The organism is Huaxiibacter chinensis (genome assembly GCF_022171985.1).
Taxonomy (GTDB): domain Bacteria; phylum Pseudomonadota; class Gammaproteobacteria; order Enterobacterales; family Enterobacteriaceae; genus Enterobacter; species Enterobacter chinensis_A.
Genome location: NZ_JAJVHF010000003.1, coordinates 13329 through 32613 on the forward strand (window position 1 = coordinate 13329; position 19285 = coordinate 32613).

The 19285-nt window shown below is 53.4% G+C and carries 20 protein-coding genes, 1 tRNA gene and 1 pseudogene; 11 read left to right on the forward strand and 11 right to left on the reverse strand.

What is annotated here, in order from left to right:
• Position 1: 1 nt before the first annotated feature.
• Positions 2-952 (forward strand): HTH-type transcriptional regulator Cbl, encoded by a 951-nt coding sequence (cbl, locus tag LZP96_RS08750; RefSeq protein WP_258925827.1) that lies wholly within the window; start codon positions 2-4, stop codon positions 950-952.
• Between the two features lie 27 nt (positions 953-979).
• Here cbl and LZP96_RS08755 read toward each other — a convergent pair whose 3' ends face one another.
• The gene (locus LZP96_RS08755) at positions 980-1678 is read right to left on the reverse strand and encodes an RluA family pseudouridine synthase (RefSeq protein WP_258925828.1); all 699 of its coding nucleotides are present in this window, start codon (positions 1676-1678) and stop codon (positions 980-982) included.
• Between the two features lie 153 nt (positions 1679-1831).
• Between LZP96_RS08755 and LZP96_RS08760 the strand changes: the two genes are divergently transcribed.
• Together LZP96_RS08760 and LZP96_RS08765 are read left to right on the forward strand one after the other, a co-directional pair.
• Positions 1832-2077: a DUF2543 family protein gene (locus LZP96_RS08760; protein ID WP_064326626.1), complete on the forward strand. Its 246-nt coding sequence runs from the start codon at positions 1832-1834 to the stop codon at positions 2075-2077.
• 41 nt (positions 2078-2118) lie between these two features.
• Positions 2119-2355 (forward strand): annotated as a pseudogene (locus LZP96_RS08765) (type II toxin-antitoxin system PemK/MazF family toxin); the annotation flags it as partial.
• 65 nt (positions 2356-2420) lie between these two features.
• Here the strand turns inward: LZP96_RS08765 and LZP96_RS08770 are convergent.
• From LZP96_RS08770 to LZP96_RS08780, 3 genes are all read right to left on the reverse strand, one after another.
• Positions 2421-2496 (reverse strand) — tRNA-Asn (locus LZP96_RS08770).
• A gap of 100 nt (positions 2497-2596) precedes the next feature.
• Positions 2597-3394, reverse strand: coding sequence for a DgsA anti-repressor MtfA (gene mtfA / locus LZP96_RS08775; protein WP_258925830.1), 798 nt, complete (start codon positions 3392-3394; stop codon positions 2597-2599).
• A 215-nt stretch (positions 3395-3609) separates the two neighbouring features.
• Positions 3610-4917: a serine hydrolase domain-containing protein gene (locus LZP96_RS08780; protein WP_258925832.1), complete on the reverse strand. Its 1308-nt coding sequence runs from the start codon at positions 4915-4917 to the stop codon at positions 3610-3612.
• Between the two features lie 107 nt (positions 4918-5024).
• Between LZP96_RS08780 and LZP96_RS08785 the strand changes: the two genes are divergently transcribed.
• Positions 5025-5915, forward strand: coding sequence for a LysR family transcriptional regulator (locus LZP96_RS08785; RefSeq protein WP_258925834.1), 891 nt, complete (start codon positions 5025-5027; stop codon positions 5913-5915).
• Positions 5916-6002: 87 nt separating this feature from the next.
• Here LZP96_RS08785 and dcuR read toward each other — a convergent pair whose 3' ends face one another.
• The 3 genes from dcuR to ompC all read right to left on the reverse strand — a co-directional run bounded on the left by dcuR (position 6003) and on the right by ompC (position 9767).
• Positions 6003-6722 (reverse strand): two-component system response regulator DcuR, encoded by a 720-nt coding sequence (dcuR, locus tag LZP96_RS08790; RefSeq protein ID WP_258925835.1) that lies wholly within the window; start codon positions 6720-6722, stop codon positions 6003-6005.
• On the reverse strand, positions 6719-8332 hold the full coding sequence (locus LZP96_RS08795; protein WP_258925836.1) for a sensor histidine kinase: 1614 nt from the start codon (positions 8330-8332) through the stop codon (positions 6719-6721). Before LZP96_RS08795 ends, dcuR begins: the two co-directional genes overlap by 4 nt.
• A 268-nt stretch (positions 8333-8600) precedes the next feature.
• The gene (gene ompC / locus LZP96_RS08800) at positions 8601-9767 is read right to left on the reverse strand and encodes a porin OmpC (protein WP_258925837.1); all 1167 of its coding nucleotides are present in this window, start codon (positions 9765-9767) and stop codon (positions 8601-8603) included.
• Positions 9768-10202: 435 nt separating this feature from the next.
• On the opposite strand from ompC, the gene LZP96_RS08805 reads away from it, so the two are divergent.
• From LZP96_RS08805 to LZP96_RS08815, 3 genes are read left to right on the forward strand one after another with little or no spacing between them, the layout of a single operon-like run.
• Complete coding sequence (locus LZP96_RS08805) at positions 10203-10898, forward strand: phosphohydrolase (protein ID WP_258925838.1); 696 nt, start codon at positions 10203-10205, stop codon at positions 10896-10898.
• A gap of 49 nt (positions 10899-10947) precedes the next feature.
• Positions 10948-12378, forward strand: coding sequence for a DNA cytosine methyltransferase (locus LZP96_RS08810; RefSeq protein ID WP_258925839.1), 1431 nt, complete (start codon positions 10948-10950; stop codon positions 12376-12378).
• Positions 12362-12853: a very short patch repair endonuclease gene (locus LZP96_RS08815; protein WP_258925840.1), complete on the forward strand. Its 492-nt coding sequence runs from the start codon at positions 12362-12364 to the stop codon at positions 12851-12853. Before LZP96_RS08810 ends, LZP96_RS08815 begins: the two co-directional genes overlap by 17 nt.
• Here LZP96_RS08815 and yedA read toward each other — a convergent pair.
• Positions 12825-13739 carry a drug/metabolite exporter YedA gene (gene yedA / locus LZP96_RS08820; protein ID WP_258925841.1) on the reverse strand — a complete coding sequence of 305 codons (915 nt, stop codon included), beginning with the start codon at positions 13737-13739 and terminating at the stop codon, positions 12825-12827. The two genes, LZP96_RS08815 and yedA, sit on opposite strands and share 29 nt — an antisense overlap.
• Before the next feature lie 172 nt (positions 13740-13911).
• On the opposite strand from yedA, the gene LZP96_RS08825 reads away from it, so the two are divergent.
• From LZP96_RS08825 to dgcQ, 3 genes are all read left to right on the forward strand, one after another.
• Entirely contained in the window at positions 13912-14820 is a 909-nt protein-coding gene (locus LZP96_RS08825) for a DUF808 domain-containing protein (protein ID WP_374230110.1), read from the forward strand.
• A gap of 84 nt (positions 14821-14904) precedes the next feature.
• Entirely contained in the window at positions 14905-15087 is a 183-nt protein-coding gene (locus tag LZP96_RS08830) for a YodC family protein (protein ID WP_064326616.1), read from the forward strand.
• 84 nt (positions 15088-15171) lie between these two features.
• The gene (gene dgcQ / locus LZP96_RS08835; protein WP_258925842.1) at positions 15172-16866 is read left to right on the forward strand and encodes a cellulose biosynthesis regulator diguanylate cyclase DgcQ; all 1695 of its coding nucleotides are present in this window, start codon (positions 15172-15174) and stop codon (positions 16864-16866) included.
• Here dgcQ and LZP96_RS08840 read toward each other — a convergent pair.
• Together LZP96_RS08840 and yodD are read right to left on the reverse strand one after the other, a co-directional pair.
• Positions 16833-17660, reverse strand: coding sequence for a mannosyl-3-phosphoglycerate phosphatase-related protein (locus tag LZP96_RS08840; protein WP_064326614.1), 828 nt, complete (start codon positions 17658-17660; stop codon positions 16833-16835). The two genes, dgcQ and LZP96_RS08840, sit on opposite strands and share 34 nt — an antisense overlap.
• A gap of 173 nt (positions 17661-17833) precedes the next feature.
• Positions 17834-18061 carry a YodD family peroxide/acid resistance protein gene (gene yodD / locus LZP96_RS08845; RefSeq protein ID WP_064326613.1) on the reverse strand — a complete coding sequence of 76 codons (228 nt, stop codon included), beginning with the start codon at positions 18059-18061 and terminating at the stop codon, positions 17834-17836.
• A gap of 126 nt (positions 18062-18187) precedes the next feature.
• Between yodD and dsrB the strand changes: the two genes are divergently transcribed.
• Positions 18188-18379, forward strand: coding sequence for a protein DsrB (gene dsrB, locus LZP96_RS08850; protein ID WP_258925843.1), 192 nt, complete (start codon positions 18188-18190; stop codon positions 18377-18379).
• Positions 18380-18457: 78 nt separating this feature from the next.
• Here the strand turns inward: dsrB and rcsA are convergent, their stop codons facing one another.
• The gene (gene rcsA, locus LZP96_RS08855; protein ID WP_064326611.1) at positions 18458-19081 is read right to left on the reverse strand and encodes a transcriptional regulator RcsA; all 624 of its coding nucleotides are present in this window, start codon (positions 19079-19081) and stop codon (positions 18458-18460) included.
• Between the last annotated feature and the right edge of the window lie 204 nt (positions 19082-19285).

Here is a 19285-nt window from a genome sequence, read left to right on the forward strand (position 1 = left end):
CGTGAATTTCCAGCAACTTAAAATTATTCGTGAGGCGGCAAGGCGGGATTACAACCTGACTGACGTCGCCAACATGCTTTATACCTCTCAGTCAGGCGTCAGTCGCCATATTCGCGAACTGGAGGAGGAGCTGGGCATCGAGATCTTTATCCGTCGGGGCAAACGCCTGTTAGGGATGACCGAGCCGGGTAAAGCGCTGCTCATTATTGCCGAGCGCATTCTCAACGAGGCCAGTAACGTCCGTCGTCTGGCGGATCTCTTCACTAACGATGCCTCTGGGGTTTTGACGATCGCCACCACCCATACTCAGGCGCGATACAGTCTGCCGCCAGTCATTAAAGCTTTTCGGGAACTCTTCCCGGACGTGCGGCTGGAACTCATCCAGGGCACGCCTCAGGAGATCGAGGGTTTGCTGCAAAACGGTGGCGCAGATATCGGTATCGCCAGCGAGCGTTTAAGCAATGATCCTCTGCTGGTGGCCTTCCCGTGGTTTCGCTGGTATCACAGTCTGCTCTTGCCGGTGGATCATCCTTTAACGCAGGTATCGCCATTGACGCTGGAGGCCATCGGGAAATGGCCGCTTATTACCTATCGTCAGGGTATCACCGGACGCTCGCGTATTGATGAGGCGTTCAACCGCAAAGGCATTACGCCGGATGTCGTCCTTAGCGCGCAGGATTCTGATGTGATCAAAACCTATGTTGAGCTGGGGTTAGGCATCGGTCTGGTAGCAGAACAATCCGCAGGGGAAAAAGAGGAGGGAACGCTGGTGCGACTGGACACGCGTCATCTGTTTGACGCCAATACCGTCTGGCTCGGGATGAAGCGCGGTCAGCTACAGCGAAATTATGTCTGGCGATTTATAGAGTTGTGCAATGCCGGGCTGTCGGTTGATGAGATCAAACGGCAGGTGATGGAGCCTGAGGAAGTCGCCATTGATTATCAGATTTAACGCTAATAATGCCCGCCCGCTCAGGCGTCAGAACGGACTGGCATGCCTGGCGTGAATATGTTCGCCGCTGACGGGGTGGACGAAATCTAACGCACTGGCATGCAGCATCAGCCGGGGCGTCTGTTGTGTACCCGGCAATAAAAGACCCCCGTACAGGTCGCAGCCCAGTATAGGGTGGCCCAAATGTTGACAGTGAATTCGCAACTGATGGGTCCGACCCGTCAGCGGCGTAAGCTGAACGCGCGTTACGGGCAGGGCCGTACCGTCTTCTGAAGTGCGATAAAAGCGCTCAACGACGCGATAGTGCGATCGCGCGGGCTTGCCGTGAATCGCGCAGATCGACATCAGCGGAAACAGCGCAGGATCTCTGCCGATGGCTGCATCAATCTCACCGACATCCTGCTCAAGATGCCCGCACAGCAGGGCGCTGTAGACCTTGTTCACCGTACGCTCGCTAAACTGCTGGCAAAGCACCGCATTCATCGCCTTATTACGGGCAGCTAACAGTAAACCTGAAGTGCCAAAATCCAGCCGATGAACCAGCGTGCAGCCCGGAAATAGCTGTACCAGGCGATGATGGACCGAATCTTTATTTTGCGGGTTTTTCCCTGACAGGCTGAGCAGCCCGCTGGGTTTATTAATGAGCACAAGATGGTCGTCGCAATAGAGAACCTCTATTTCGTCATGACAGGGCGGGGCAATGAAATTATCGATGATGGTGGACATAGTGCTGCCAGCAGAAGACGGGATGCGGATAATAGCCAATTTTTAGCGGGCTGGCGAATTTGACTCTTCGGCAAAGAAAGAGACAAAATGCAGCAGTTTATCCAGGCCACAAAAATCGGCCACTGACCCGGGTGTTAACCCCTAAGGCCCCTTATGAGCACCGAAATACCGCTGAAATTCTATGACATCGTGGATGAGTATTCGACAGAGACCGCCGAGCAGGTAAGCGAGACGGAACGCGACTCTCTGGCACGCTATTTTCAATTGCTGATCACCCGTCTGATGGACAACCAGGAGATCGACGAGGACGCACAAAAAGAGATGGCGGAGGAAGCGGGCATCAACGCGCAACGCATTGATGAAATCGCGTCGTTCCTGAACCAGTGGGGCAACGAGTAAAGATAGTCTGGCCTGACCATGGGGCCATGAACTCGATACCGTTCAACAAGCTCACCCAATTACCCGTCGTGGTTCCCGTCACCAGTGGAGGGAACTTTGCCCGTACAGCGGGCTTTACCGTTTCGCTGGATGGCGCAGGGACAAAAACGACGGGTGTTATTCGCCGCGACCAGCCGGGAACCCTCGAACTGGATGCTCGCAACGGCAAGCGTCTGGAACGCATACCGGAGGGTGTCATCAATGAAGTGCTTGCCAGACTGGAAGCCATTCTGCGTTGATGACGGAAATGGACTGTAAATTCAGAAAAGCAAAAAGCCTGCTCGAAAGCAGGCTTTTCTAAATTTGGCTCCTCTGACTGGACTCGAACCAGTGACATACGGATTAACAGTCCGCCGTTCTACCGACTGAACTACAGAGGAATCGTGTGAACGAGGCGAATGTTAATAGCCCCGCTAATTTGTGTCAACACTAAAATTAACACGCTGATTCAAATGATTAATTTTGATTCAAACTGCTGTTTTAGTGTACTTGTGGGGAAAGTTTATCATCAGGGCCTTGATGTCCACGCAAGCGTTGTAAGGGGTCCTGCTGGTAAAAATGACAAAAGCGCTGCCACAATGCAGGAAAACGTGGGGCAAAAAGCTCGGGTGCGCTGAAAAAATACTCTGACAGTACGGCAAAGCATTCTGCCGGATCGGTGGCGGCATAGGCATCAATACTCGCTGCGCTTTCACCCACCAGGTCGATCTCATCCTGGATATTATTCATTGCCGCGTGCAGATCGTGTTCCCAGCCCGCGACTTCACGCAAGGGGATAAAAGGCACGCCGCTGGCGCGGTCGCCGTTACGTGTATCCAGCTTATGCGCCACTTCGTGAATAATCAGATTGAAACCTGACGCATCGAAAGAGTCCTGAATATCCAGCCAGTTAAGAATAATGGGACCTTGCTGCCAGCTTTGCCCGGACTGAACGACGCGCTGATTATGCACAAGCCCGATATCATCCTCCCACTCGTCATCCACCACGAATGGCGCAGGATAGATCAAGACCTCATGGAAGCCATCGAGCCACTCGATGCCCAGCTCCAGTACAGGCAGACAGAAGAGCAGGGCGATCCGCGCGCTTTTCACCTCATCGAGTTCAAAGCCCTGAAGGGGAACCAGCCGCTTTTGCTGCAAAAATTTGTCTGCCAGTGAGATAAGTCGGGTCCGATCGTGCTGGGTGAGGTTCGCCAGAACAGGGATTGCCAGCGCATCATTCCAGGGGAGCGCCGCGCTCCGGGCGGTGTCATTCGATTTCCAGGGCCACTTTATCATCGCTTTGCTCGCAAACTCATCACATGAAAAAATTGCAGGAAGGGAACGGCTTACATTCCCCTCTCTCCGCCAACCTTCCCTGGCCCACACGTTACCACTTCGTTTGCCTCACACGGTAGTGCTTTGCCACTATGTCATTCATTCTGTGAACTAAGTCGTGTCGTGCGGTGTTGAGTCTGCTGTGAGGATGCCCACATTATCGGGCATCCCTCGCATTACCGTAGCGCGTTCGCGATTGCACTAAACATCAGTGAGGCTTCAAGCGGTTGTGCGCTGAAAGAAGGCTCAGCCTGCGGCCAGGTTGACCATTGCACAATAACCAGATTTTCCGCGCGATTGACCATAATCATTTGTCCAAAAATGCCCAAGGCCCACAGCGAATCTTTTAACGATGAATCTGGCGCTGGCGTGACGTTTTTAGCATTGACCGGGACTTCATTATTCCACCACTGGTAGCCGTAAAGTCCTTCTGGATGCGCCGCCGAGACAGAGCCTTTCGCGTGCGTCCAGCCGGCGGATTGTGCAACCCAGCCTTCGGGTAAAATGGCCTTACCATTTGGTAATTTACCGTCGTTCAGGACAAACTCGCCAAAGCGTCCCCAGTCTTCCAGCGTTGCGTTAAATCCATGTGCGCCCACGTCATGCTCACCTTTGGCGTAAGCATGCCACACGCCGTCGCTTGCCATCCCCCATGGCTGCCAGATACTTTTTTCCAGATAAGCCGCCAGCGTCATGCCGGTGGCACGCTCTAACACATCCCCCAGTAACCATGCCCCACCCGAGGAGTAAGACCAGTTTTGCCCGGCAGGGTGCGCGCGAGGTAATTCGGCAACCAGCTTACGGACGCAGGCGTAGGTGCCAGGACTGGCTTCGCACTGGGTGAGCTTCGCAAAATCCGACGTTGGCTGGGTGTAGTCTTCATTCCAGGCGACGCCAGAGGTATGGGTGATTAGCTGCTTAAGCGTAACGCCCTCCCAGGCCGTCCCTTTTAAATCAGGCTCGTACTGCGTCACGCGATCGTCCAACGAGTGGATTTTTCCCTCTTTTATCGCCACCCCCACGAGTATAGATACCACCGATTTACCCACCGAGCGGGAGGTCCATAGCGTGGAGTCCGTGTTGCCTTCAGCCAGATATTTATACGCAATTTTGCCGTCTTTAAGTACCAGCATCCCGCTGACATTCTGCCGTTTAAGATACTCTTTCAGGTTCCGGGTCTGCCCGTTGACCTCATAGTGAGCCTCCTTCAGAGGCGTGGTGGAAACCGGCAGGGGCGTGGCGTTTCCGTGATGGAAGACATCGCCTGCATAATTACGGTAATCATTGCGAAAACCGACTACCCGGTCAGACTGGCTCCAGGTGAGCATGTTGCGGGTATCCGGGAGCTGGGTATCGTATGGCGCAGGACAGACGCTGAGTTCGGTGCCTTTACATGCCGCCAGCGCATCCGGAGCGACAACGCTGCTGAACAGTCCAACGACGAGGCTGGCTAACAGTGTGGAATTGAATGTTTTATTTGTCATGAGGTATCTCGCATCAGTAAGGAGTGCTGCCAGTTTAAAAATTCCCGGCTTATAATGAAAAACGCGTTATGGGGGAAAATCCCCCGTAAATTTGACAGGAGCATGTGGTGCCATCGTTGATTTATTCCTTTGCCCAACTCGAAGCGTTCACGGCCGTGGTGGAGTATGGGAGCCTGGCAAAAGCGGCGGTTAAGCTGGGCAAGGACCGAACGACGCTTCGGGATCTCATTGATTTTCTTGAAGACGGGTTAGGCTACCCCCTTTTTTTGCGGGAAGGGCGCAGCCTGCGGCTGACCCCGGAAGGGGAACAGCTTCAGCGTCAGGCTCACTTACTGATGCGCCAGGTAAAAGCGTTTGAGGCCTTTGCCCGGGATGTGCCGCGAAGCGCAACGCAGGACATCTCCCTCGTTTACGATCCTTTTACCCCCGTGGCTTTTTTGCAGGCGCTGATCCGCGAGATGGCCGCACAGAACAGACGTCTCAGTCTGGTCAGCGCCTCGCGCGATGAAGCGGAACAGATGCTGGAGCGAGGACAAGCCGATCTGGGCGTCTGTCAGGCGCGCAACCGAAGCGTCGGTAATGAGATGGAGTGGCGCGCCTTAGGGGCGATCGACATGGATTTTTACGCCTCCAGATTGCTTTTTGCCGCCGATCGGCAGCCGCTCTCGCTGCTCGAACTGTCACTGACTCCGCAAATCGTTATGCATGCAGCGTCGGATGAACCTGTTGCACGCCGCCTGCAAATTTCTGGAAACACCGTTCGGGCGAACGCGCAGGAAATGGTGCGCGGCCTGCTTGAAGAAGGGGTAGGGTGGGGGCTATTACCCACGCATTTTCAGGCGGAACGCTGGCGGGATGTGCAGCCGTTACGCACGGAAGTAGGAAATCAGGGCATAAGCCAGACGATGGTAACGATCTGGAAACCGGGGAACGATAAGCGGGCGATGATTGATGAAACGCTGGCACTGATGCCGCTGCTCTGGCGCTCGGCAGGATAATGGGCCGGGCTTCGCCACCCAGGCGAAACAGCGCATTCAGCTGTCTTTTGGCCCTTTGCGTTTGACGTGGTGAGTTGAGCGCGCGCGTTACTGACAATATTGTCTGAGCAGTGCCCGTTGCTCGGGCTGAAGCCGGTAGCGGTACACCGGACGCCCCGTAGCGCCGTAGTGAATGCTGGTAAACAGAATAGTCACCTGGGCCAGCCAGATAAGGTATTTGCGGCAGGAGACGCGCGAGATAGCCACCGCGTTCGCCAGGTCATCCGTCGAGAACTCAGCGTCCGGGTGCGCATCAATCCACAGGCAGAGCGTGCGTAAGGTTTGCGGCGTCAGCCCTTTTGGCAGGCGCTTACTGTCCGCCAGCTCCGCTGCGCCGCCATGCAGCAATCGATCGACATCGGTCTGTTTGTAGTTTTGATGAGAGCCCATCAGCTGTCTTTTTTTGCTCCAGCCTTTTAGCGCCTCTTCAAAACGCGGGAACTGGAACGGCTTAATGAGATAATCCACCACACCGTAGTGCATCGAGGTCTGAATCGTGGTGGCATCCGAGGCGGATGAAATCATGATCACATCAATTGCGCGGCCAGAGGCACGAATCATGGGCAGGAGATCCAGGCCATTATCCTGCTGCATAAACACATCCAGCAAAATCAGATCGACAGGGTGATGGGGGTCATTTATAACCGCTTCGGCCTGGCCGAGCGTAGAGGCGATTCCACAGCAGCTAAATCCCTCAACGCGATTAACGTACAGACGGTTGAGGTCGGCCACCATGGCATCATCATCGACAATTAAGACATTTATCACGCGATTTTCCTCTCGCTATCCCAGGGAATATGGACAAAAAATTGAGTAAATACGCCGGGTTCTGACTCACAGGTGATTTCACCGCCCAGCCTTTCAATTTGCTGGCGAGCCAGGAACAAACCCACGCCCCGGTTTTCACCTTTGGTGGAGAAGCCCCGGTTAAAAATATGCGCTATACGCTCGCTATCGATACCCGGACCGTCATCGCTGACCTCACCGCTAAGCCAGCCCTTCTGATAGTGCAGCATCAGGCTGATTTCGCCTTCGGCCTGCCCGGCCATGGCGTCGAGCGCATTTTCGATCAGATTCCCGATAACCGTGATCAACACCGTGACCTGCTCTTCATTGGGCGTGTCGGGAACCTGGCACGCATCCGAAAGCGTCAGGGTAAAGCCCGCTTCTTTGACCCGGTTGATTTTCCCCAGCAGGAAGCCCGCGATAACCGGTGATTTAATTTTACGCTGAATAGCACCGATATCGGTCTGATAATTTTGTGCCGTCTGCAGCACATACGCTTCCAGCTTGTCGTACCGCTTCATGTGGAGCAGCCCAAGGATCACATGCAGTTTGTTCATAAACTCATGGGACTGGGTGCGCAGGACGTCGACGTAGTTCACCATGCCATCCATGCGCTGCATCAGCTCTCGGATCTCGGTTTTGTCACGGAAAGTGCTAATCGCGCCGATTACATGATTTTGATTTTTAACCGGGACCGTATTGCAGAGCAGCAGGCGGCCGTTACAGTCAATTTCTTGATCCTGCAATGCTGTGCCGGTTTGCGAGACGCGGCGCAGGGCCGCCAGCATCGGGACATGAAGCAGTTCAGGTTTTTTTTGTGCCGGCAGCTGCAGGATCTGGCGTGCAGCATGGTTAATCATGGTCACCTCCCCCTGACTATCCACCGCGATGACGCCCTCTTTAAGCGATTGCAGCATGGCCTGACGTTGTTCAAACAGCGTGGAAATCTCGTGCGGCTCAAGGCCAAACAATATCCGTTTGAGAAAATAGACCAGCCCCCAGGTGCCTAACGTCCCCATGAAGGCGCTAAAGAGCACCGTCCAGATGACGCTCCAGCGACTGCGGCTGATTTGTTCATCGACCTTTTCGAGGGAGATCCCGACCGACACGACCCCGATTTGCTGGTGGCTGTCGTTATAAACCGGCGTAAACACCCGCAGGGCTTCTGCAAGAACGCCATGATTGACCGCGACGTTCTCATGCCCCAGCAGGGCAGGTTTCAGATCGTCGCCGATAAAGCTTTTTCCAAGCAGGCTGCGGTTGGGGTGAGAATAACGAATGCCCTGCATATTGGTGACCACGACAAAATGCAGGCCGTTGCGTTGGCTAACCGCGTCCACTACGGGCGGGATAATATTTTTGTCAGGCGTGGTCATCAGTCCGCGTTTCACGTCAGGGCTATCGGCGAGGGTGCGGGCAATGGCCAGCGCGGTGTCCTTGACGCCGTTGCGGGTCGCCTGGGTGATTTGCAGAAAGTAGAGGGTAAACAGAACGGCTAAAACGGAACCAATCACACTGCATACCATCAGGGTGACCAGCGTGCTGAGTTTCATTGGGCGCTTGCGCGTCGTGGTAAAAGGCAAATCGCTCACTAAAACCCCATAGCAAATAAGAAAGGGTAATTATCGCTGAAGACGGCGTTTTCTCAAAGCCATGTAAAAGTTTACAAATGCAGTTTATTTAACGACTTGCTTTACGGGGCAATAATATTAAACGCGCAGAATACCTGCTCAAAGCGATTGGAAAGTAAGGGAAAAGGGAACGTGCGGGAGAAAACGGTGGTGATTCTGTCCGGTGCAAGGGGCGCCATGACTTTACACGCATAAAAAAGGCCGCGCGTGCGGCCTTAGATGAGGGCAATCAGAACTGATAGATCATGCCCACGCCAACGATGTCATCGGTGGCGATGCCGTTGTCAGCATAGAAGGCGTCATCTTCATCCAGCAGGTTGATTTTATAATCAACGTAGGTTGAGAAGTTTTTGTTGAAGTTGTAGGTCATGCCGACGTCGACGTAGTTAACCAGGTCCTGGTCAACATAGTCGTAGCCGTTACCTGGATGGTAGTCGTTGCCACCCAGATCTTTACCTTTTGAATAAACCCAGGCCAGAGAAGGGCGCAGACCAAAATCGAACAGATACTGTGCAACCGCTTCAAAGTTCTGGGTTTTGTTCGCAATACCAACGTCACCGTATGGCGTCATATTACGGGTTTCGGCGTACATCATCGCCAGGTAGTAACCCTTAGCATCGTATTTCGCGCCAACGGTCCAGGCTTCAGCCGTGTTACCACCCGCACCTTTGCTATAGCGGTTCAGGCTACCCGCGCCGTAAGCCACCTGATCGTTAGTACGGTCAGAAGAGGCGTAAGCCGCACCCAGGGTCAGACCGAAGTCGAAGTTATAAGAGGTCGACATACCGAAGCCGTCACCATTCTGGAAACGCACATCGTCGTGACCATTCTTAGTGCCTTCCTGATCTTCATCGGCATTTGAACCTTCATTATTGCCCTGATATTGCAGCGCAACGTTCAGGCCATCAACCAGACCAAAGAAACCGGCATTACGATAGGTTGCCACGCCGTTCGCACGGCCTGTCATAAAGTTATCGGTCCAGGTATAGGAGTCGCCACCAAATACCGGCAGCATATCGGTCCAGGCTTCAACGTCATACACGACGCCGTAATTACGTCCGTAATCGAACGAACCCAAATTAGCATATTTCAGACCCGCAAAGGCCAGACGATTAAAAGAGGTATCGCCTGCATCTTCGGTGTCATTCGCGTAGGTTTTGTATTCCCACTGACCGTAACCCGTCAGGTCCTGATTAATTTGCGTTTCGCCTTTAAAGCCAATCTGGACGTAGGTTTCATCGCCATCATCCCCGGCGTGATCGGAGAAGGTATGACGCGCATCGATTTTACCGTACAGGTCAACTTTGTTGCCGTCTTTGTTATACATCTCGGCCGCATTTGCTGCGCCTGCAACAAGTAATGCGGGTACAAGAATAGCCAGAACTTTTCTTTTCATTATATATTCCCTTTAAATATAATTGCTGTGAATATACGTAATTACCTCCGTAACTACATTTTCGATACTATTCCAGGAGTGAGGAATTAGTTTCAAAAATAAATGTAATTAAATGATGTAATTTATTTCATAATATTTCTATCGATCTCATTATTTTTCCGGTGAATAATATTGCTTATTAATATATTTAAATAATATGTACCGTTCAGAACCTGAAATAAATATCTCAGTAAAGGTATTGCTTTCGATCAAATTAAAATTCATTTCTGCATCCAGATAACGCTCTCCGCGTCGATTAAACGTTAAAGTGTGATGCCCTTCGCAAGGGAAGGGAAAAGGGGCGGTAAAGACTCTGAAGACGCATTTTGCCACGCGGGAGACATAGATCGTCAGGCAGAAAAATTGCTATGGTGGCGCATTAGACAAGGAGAACCTATGAACATTCTGCAGTGGCAGCAGCGCTTTGAGGCGTGGTTAAACGGCAATCATACGACGGAGGATACCGCGCACGACCTCTCGCATTTTCGGCGGGTATGGCAGAGTGCGCAGCGCATTATGGCAGGGGAGACGGTCGACCCGCTGGTGATTCTGACCGCGTGTTATTTCCATGACATCGTCAGTTTGCCAAAAAATCATCCCGAGCGGAGCCGCTCCTCACAGCTTGCCGCGCAGAAGACCTGCCAGATCCTTGCAGAAGCCTTCCCTGATTTTCCGGCCAGCCGCTATTCTGCCGTCGCGCATGCCATCGAGGCGCACAGCTTTAGCGCGCGTATTGCGCCGCAAACGCAGGAAGCCAAAATTGTGCAGGATGCCGACAGGCTGGAGGCGCTCGGGGCCATCGGATTAGCGCGCGTCTTCGCGATATCTGGCGCCCTGGGCGTGGCGTTATTCGATGCCCTCGACCCCTTTGCCGACCACCGGCCCTTAAACGACAAGGCCTTTGCACTGGACCATTTTCAGACCAAACTTTTACGCTTGCCTGAATCAATGCAGACGGAAAAAGGGCGGGAACTGGCCCGACACAATGCCGATTTCCTGCTGCAGTTTATGGCGAAGCTCAGCGCGGAGTTACAGGGGGACAGTACAGGGATGGATGAGAATCTGTTGTGCCGTTTCAGGCCGCATCTGTAGGACGGAACTATGTTAATCTGTCTTCAGTCTCAATTGGCCGGTTAAAGGTATGCAGGAAAAACAAGCAGTGAGGGAGGCGGCGTATCCGCTGGCAGAAAAATCCACGGCAGCGGTGCAGGCGTTATTACATCGGCTGCTGACAATTTATGATGCCAAAACGCTGGTCAACTATCTGAATGCGCAGGGTGAGAGCCACTGGAGCCCGGCAATCCTTAAACGTCTGGTGACCAGCGATCGCGCCGGGCTGCGCGTGAGTGAAGGCGAGTATCATTTTCTGCAAAATCTGCTGCCGCGCCCGCCGGCCGCGCATCCTGACTATGCTTTCCGCTTTATCGATCTCTTTGCGGGTATCGGTGGGATCCGCCACGGTTTTGAAGCGATAGGCGGGCAGTGCGTGTTTACCAGCGAATGGAATAAACACGCGGTGCGTACCTATAAAGCCAACTGGTACTGCGATCCCGCTGCGCACCAGTTTAACGAAGATATCCGCGACGTCACGCTCAGCCATAAAAGCGGCGTCAGCGATGAAGAAGCCGCCCGGCATATTCGGCAGGTCATCCCCGCGCATGACGTATTACTGGCAGGATTTCCGTGTCAGCCTTTCTCGCTGGCGGGGGTCTCGAAAAAGAACGCCATGGGGCGCGCCCACGGTTTCGCCTGCGATACCCAGGGCACGCTGTTTTTCGACGTTGTGCGTATTATTGACGCCCGACGTCCGGCTATTTTCGTCCTCGAGAATGTCAAAAACCTCAAGAGCCACGACGGGGGCAAAACCTTCCGCATTATTATGCAAACGCTCGATGAGCTGGGCTATGACGTTGCCGATTCAGAGGTGATGGGGGCAGACGACCCTAAAATTATCGACGGTAAACACTTCCTGCCGCAGCACCGGGAGCGCATCGTGCTGGTGGGCTTTCGTCGTGAGCTGAATCTGAAGGGCGATTTTACCCTGCGGGATATTCCGTCACTCTATCCGGCGCGGCGGCCGTCTGTCGCCGAGCTGCTGGAGCCGGTGGTCGACGCAAAATTTATTCTCACCCCCGTGCTGTGGAAATACCTCTACCGCTATGCCAAAAAGCATCAGGCGAAAGGCAACGGTTTTGGCTTCGGCATGGTCGATCCGACCAACCCAAACAGCGTCACCCGCACCCTGTCGGCACGTTATTATAAAGACGGCGCGGAAATCCTTATCGATCGTGGGTGGGATAAAGCGCTGGGCGAACGTCATTTTGACGATCCCGAAAACCAGCGACATCGGCCACGCCGTCTGACACCCCGTGAATGCGCCCGTCTGATGGGATTCGAGACGCCGCAAGGTTACCAGTTCCGCATACCCGTTTCTGACACCCAGGCGTATCGCCAGTTTGGTAATTCGGTGGTGGTGCCCGCCTTTGCCGCGGTGGCAAAACTGCTTGAGTCGCGCATCAGGCGTGCCGTTCAGCTCCGCCTGAGTGAGGCCGTCAATGACGGATGTGCATGATAAAGCGACCCGCAGCAAGAATATGCGGGCGATCGGGACCCGCGACACGGCGATTGAAAAACGTCTTGCCGGATTGCTGACCCAGGCCGGTTTCGAGTATCGCGTACAGGATGCCGCGCTGGCCGGGCGTCCTGATTTCGTTATCGACAGCTATCAGTGCATTATTTTTACCCATGGCTGTTTCTGGCATCACCACGACTGCTATCTGTTCAAAGTGCCGGCCACCCGCACTGAATTCTGGCTGGATAAAATCGGTAAAAACGTCATTCGCGATGCGCGGGATCGCGCCGCGCTGCTGGCTCAGGGCTGGCGGGTGCTGGTGGTGTGGGAATGTGCACTGCGGGGCAGGTTAAAACTCGATGACGCCGCGCTTATCGAGCGACTTGAAGAGTGGATCTGCGGTGGCGGGCAATCGGCGCAGATCGACACTCAGGGCATTCAGGATATTACGGCTTACCCGTCTCACAAGGCGTAATCACAGGTTTTGCCGGAAAGACATATTTCCCCAGCGTTACCAGCACCACCGCCATGATAATGACCCCCAACGCAAGCCATTCCACCGTCGACAGCACTTCCCCTGCGAACGTGGTGCCAAGCAGCACGGCCACCACCGGGTTCACATAGGCATAACTGGTGGCGACGGCCGGACTCACGTTACGGATCAGGAACATGTATGAACTGATTGCAATGATCGAGCCGAACAGGGTCAGATAACCCACCGCCAGGAAACCGGAAAGCGTCGGCATCGCGTTAAGCGTTTCGCCCGCCAGCGTCGAGGCAAGCAGCAGCACAATCCCCGCCGCCAGCATTTCAATGGCACCGGCCATCATCCCGGTGGGAAGGGTAATCCGCGAACCCAGAACGGAACCAAATGCCCAGCTCATAGAACCCACCATGATCAACACAGCGGCCCACGGATTCCCGCTCAGGTTGCCGCCGCTGTTCAGCAATATGATCCCCGCCAGGCCAATGCCGATCCCAATCCATTCCAGTTTACGGGTGCGGATGCCAAAAAAACGGCTAAAGCAAAGCGTAAACAGCGGAACGGTTGCCACCACTACGGCGGCGATACCGGAAGGCACATTTTGATGTTCGGCCACGGTGACGGCCCCGTTCCCCACGGCAAGCAGCAGCACACCTATAAGCGCGGCATTCAGCAGCGGGCGCAGCGGTGGGAGCCGGTGACCCCGAATGAGCAGAAAAGCCAGCAGCAGGATGCCCGCAGAGAGAAAGCGCACGCCCGCCATCATCAGCGGTGGCCAGCTCTCCACGCCGATCCGAATCACGAAATAGGTAGAACCCCAAATGATGTAGAGCGAAAAAAGCGCTCCGATAAGCGGTAATAATTGCCTGAAACGCATAATCCCTCACGGCGAAATAAAAAGGTCGCTTATAGTAAATGACAAAACGATTCGCCAGGCGAGTGTTTTAATTGTATTGAAGATGTGAATTTTTTGTTGACTAAAAGAGCCTGTTTCAGGGTCGACGCTTTTGCTCCATACTATTCACTTAACGACAAAAAGAAGGATAGATATTTTGGCAGGAAGTAGCTTATTAACCTTGTTAGACGATATCGCCACCTTACTGGATGACATCTCGGTGATGGGGAAAATCGCCGCGAAAAAAACGGCGGGTGTGCTGGGAGATGATTTATCACTGAACGCGCAGCAGGTCAGCGGCGTGCGCGCCAACCGGGAGCTCCCGGTGGTGTGGGGGGTGGCGAAAGGCTCCTTTATCAATAAAGTGATCCTGGTGCCGCTGGCGCTTTTGATCAGCGCGTTTATACCCTGGGCAATCACGCCGTTATTGATGATTGGCGGCGCGTTCCTGTGCTATGAGGGCGTCGAAAAGGTGCTGCACACCTTTGAATCCCGCAAAGAGAAAGAGTCGCCGCAAGCGCGTCAGGCGCGTCTGGAAGCGCTTGCGGCGCAGGATCCCAAAGCCTTTGAACGGGACAAGGTTAAGGGGGCGATTCGCACCGATTTTATTCTGTCGGCAGAAATTGTGGCCATTACCCTGGGCATTGTGTCTGAAGCGCCGCTGCTGAATCAGGTGCTCATCCTTTCCGGGATTGCCATTATCGTCACCATCGGCGTATACGGCCTGGTCGGCGTGATCGTCAAGCTTGATGACATGGGCTACTGGCTGGCGGATAAATCCAGTGCGCTGGCGAAACTGGTCGGTAAAGGGCTCCTGGTCACCGCCCCGTGGCTGATGAAAAGCCTGTCGGTGATCGGCACGCTGGCGATGTTCCTGGTCGGTGGTGGGATCGTGGTACACGGTATCCCGGCATTACATCACGCCATTGAACATTTCGCCGAAGGGCACGGCAGCGTGGTGGCGGCCATCTTACCGACGCTGGTGAATCTGGTTGTGGGCTTTATCATTGGTGCCCTTGTGATCGCTGGCGTGAAGGTGATTGGCAAACTCCGCGGCAAATAGTCGAGCCTGTTCACTAAAAGGCTATGCAAAACGTCTGTTTCTCGTCTAGATTGAAACAGTTTCACCCTGATACAGGAGGCGGGTATGGTCTTTTTGGTCAGTGATGAAGTTAAGCCTAAATCGGGTGGTCCACGGATGATTGTCACGGGTTTTGCCAGTGGCATGGTGGAATGTCGATGGCATGACGGATACAGCATCAAGCGAGAAGCGTTTCGTGAAGACGAGCTTCAGCGGGGTGATGGACGGCAAAGCCGCGACAAGGCTTAATCACGTAACGCCCGGCTGGTCCGGGCGTTTTTATTGACTATCCACTCCTGCCGGATGGCGCAAGGTTGTGAGCAGGGAGAAAGCGTGCAGCGCGAACCTTTGGTGGCAAAAAAAGAACGGATAACGCGGTACCGAAATCATCCAGAGCGTATTGTTAATCTCTGTTTTGTGGTGGTACTGATTTTCTCTACGCTTCTGACCTGGCGAGAAGTGGTGGTTTTAGAAGATGCGTACATTTCCAGCCAGCGTAACCACCTGGAAAGCGTCTCCAGCGACTTTGACCGACAGCTCCAGTTCAGCATTGATAAGCTCTTTTTCTTTCGTCAGAGCATGGGGGAGGCCCTTCAGACGCCCCTCTCTTTTGAGGTATTGCGTGATGCGGTGGCCAACTTTAGCCATTTGCGCACGTTGCCCTACTGGCAAATGGATATCGATCGGCGGCGTACGCTGCCCCTTAAAGGGGTGTCAGACGCGTTTGTCGAACGGACCACGCTGCTGGTGCGTGATGACAGCCGGATCAAAAACGAGCTCTCTGCCGCGTTTGAGGTGGGTTATTTGCTGCGCCTGGCGGCCCGCCCCGATCGGCTTGAAAAACGCGTCCAGTATGTTTCCCGCGCGGGCTTTTACCTTTCTACCGATAGCCTTAACCAGAACCAGGATGTGCCGTCACTTTACTATCAGTGCGTTACCCGTCCCTGGTTTACCCTGCAATCTGAACGCGATAATCGCGCGCGCGGCGTGAGGTGGTTTATCACGCCTGCAGCGCAATCTCCCTCGGGTGAAAGAACGATAACTGCCAGCATCCCGGTCTATTTCGACCACTACTGGTATGGCGTCCTGGCGATGGACTTTACCCTCCAGGCGATGAAAAAACTCTTGTTAAGCGCAAGCGACGGCTATGAAGAGGGTGAATATCAACTCTACGATGGCCGTCTGAATCTGATCGCCTCGACAGAGCCCACGCCGGAGACGATCGGACAATTCGATAAACGTGAGCTTGCGCAAATCGCGCACGCCATTGAAGGCGACACCCGAGGCGGCCTACGCCTGGCAAGCCGGTTTGTCAGCTGGCAGCGGCTGGACCATTTCGACGGCGTTGTGTTACGCATTCACACCCTGGAAGAGGGCGTTCAGGGTGACTTTGGCAGTATCAGTATTGCACTGGCGCTGCTGTGGGCGCTGTTTACCGCCATGCTGTTGATCTCCTGGCTGGTTATTCGGCGCATGGTGAGCAATATGTTTACCCTGCAAAGCTCGCTGCAATGGCAGGCCTGGCACGACCCGCTGACCCGCCTGAACAACCGTGGCGCGCTGTTTGAACGCGCCACGGCGCTGGCGGAAGAGTGTCATTCGCAGGACAAACCGTTTTCGGTTATTCAGCTCGACCTTGACCACTTTAAGAATATCAACGATCGGTATGGTCATCAGGCAGGCGATCGCGTGCTGTCCCATACCGCAGGGCTGATTGCCAGCGCCTTGCGCAGCACCGACGTTGCCGGACGCGTAGGGGGCGAGGAGTTTTGCGTAGTGCTTCCCTGCACCACCGCAGAAGAGGCGGCGGTGGTTGCCGAGCGGATACGTGCTCAGCTCAATCGAAAAGAGATTTTAGTGAAAAAGAGTACGACGATCCGGGTCAGTGCCTCGCTGGGGGTGAGCAGCACGCAGGAAAACGGTAATTTCGATTTTGAGCAACTGCAATCCATTGCTGATGCGCGTTTATATAAGGCAAAAGAGCAGGGGCGTAATCAGGTCGTCTCCCGGGAACCGGATAAGAAGTGATCGAGGCCCTCCCGCCAGCCTTCAGGGCCGGGCTGCGACGTGTGGTAAACCCGCTCGGGCAGGTCGTCCTGCAACTGGATGCCCAGCCGGTTTATGCCTTTGACGACCACCGCGTAATCGACGTTATCCAGCAGCGGCGCATCATTCGGCCCGTCGCCCAGGCCTATGGTCGTGGGGACAACCCCTTCGCGTTTGCGATACTCATCAATGAGCCAGTTCACCGCCTGGTCTTTACCGCCGCGCACATCGAGGATATGCCAGAAGCGGGCTCCCTGAATAAATTTAAAACCGAGCTGCATCAGTTGAGACGCGAACTGCTTCATCCGATCGTCGCTGTCGCGCCAGACGAGCGTAACTGAGGCCTCATGCAGGCGCGCGAGCCCCGCCCGGTCGCGATTAAGCCCGGTCCATTCACCGATGACACGTTCATCGACATCATCGAACGTGGTGAACTTAAATCCGTCCTTGTCGCGAAGCTGATTGACGACCTGACGAATATCGCTGTGCGGCGTGCCGTTGATCAGCCGCGGGGCGTTCGGGTGATCGTCCCAGCGCACGTCAAGCTGAATGACGGCGCCGTTTTCGGCAATAAAGGGTAATCCTGCCAGACCCAAATCGTGCTGAATCTCCAGGGTTTCGGCAGCGGTTTTACTGCTGCATAAAATGACCGGGATCTGATTATCCTGTAATTTTTCCAGCCATGCCGACGCGGGTTGCCAGTCGTAGGTATGGATATCCAGCAGCGTGCCGTCCAGATCGGTAAAAATTAATAAGGTATCCTTAAGTAGGGACATAGGGGCTCCTGAGCTAACCAGGTGATATTACGGAGAATATATCCTTGTCAGCCAAAAAAATTGGGGATAAGGTGTGTCTCACATCAGATTTCCTGGTGTAACGAATTTTATAAGTGCTTCTTGCAGCTGCAAGCTTGATCCCGGTCACCCCATGACCGGGATTTTTTTATGCCTTAGCGATTTACTTCAGTCACGCTAAAGTCATGGATATCCAGTTCAAAGGCTTCCGCCAGTTCGCGGTATGTATGATAGTCCCGTCCGTTTACCATGACGTGGGTAGGATCATCCTCCGCACGTCGGACTTCGCTTTCGCTGATTTCATTTATGGCAGCGAGCAGCGCATCGACATCCACGTTCACTTCTCGTTTTGCGGTGTCGCTGTACTCTTTGGCTGTCTTCATTACCTTTCCTCCTTCAGGGTGTACCCCCTTCATTATAGACGGTATGGGAAAGGGCCAAATTCCGTTACCAGGGCTGCCAGTCAGGACGTTTTGTTCTACACTGGCAAAAAACCACAGGAGGAATGTATGAAGGTTAACGATCGGGTCACTGTGAAAACGGATGGCGGGCCACGCCGCTCTGGCGTCGTGCTGGCCGTTGAGCCCTTTAATGAAGGCATTATGTATCTGGTCTCGCTGGAGGATTACCCGCTCGGTATCTGGTTCTTCAACGAGAGTGGGCACCCGGACGGTATCTTTGTGGAACGGGCTGAGTCGTGACGGTTCAGAAGGGAATCGGTAAAAAATCTCTGGCCAGGCCAGAGATTGACAGGAAGCACGCTGAAAAGGTGAAAACGATTAACGCATGTTAACGAAAATTCCATTTGTCACGTTATCCGTCAAACGAACAACATGATAGATGACTTGCTTATTATGCGTTTTTATTTTCCTTTTAATATTACCTTTATGTGACGATACGGTCTTCGCCTTAATATTCATCTGATCAGATATTTGAATCGTACCTTGCCCATCCATCCACATTCGCAGCATACTTGATTCAGTGCGACTTAATGATAACGTGGGTAAGTTAAATGCTCCTACACTTTTAACTTCTCTATTCAAATAATCGACCAAAATGTCATCTAAGGATTCCGGTTTAATCGATTTGGAGCTGATCAGTAAATTTTTTCGTACCAGTAAATATTCATCGAAATGGATATTGGCAATTGCCATAAAAACAATAAACAAGGTCTTAGGATGTTGATTAATGATTTGCTTAATCTGCTGACTGTCGACTGGATCGTGTATGAAACAGTCCTCATTAATAAACACCACGCCAGGCTTGTGCGCATCACAAGCGGCTGAAAGTTCGTCAACGGTGTGAACATCGTTGATTTCTCTTTTTCTTACCCCTCTACTCGCCAGATACCCGGTTAGCCCTAGCCGGGTGTAACTGCATAAATCCATAATGATCGTTGACATGGCATACCCTCACTCAATGCGTAACGATAATTCACCATCTGCCTGAGAGCTCATAAACAGCCATACGGGATGGAAAAAGGTAATAACCTGTGAGCGTTACAAAAACTTTCAGGCGAACTCACTATCCCGTAAAGTTACGTATAATTTGCCAGGAATCTTCTTAAAGTAAAGTAAATATTAAGTATTGTGAGGAGCATAAAAACA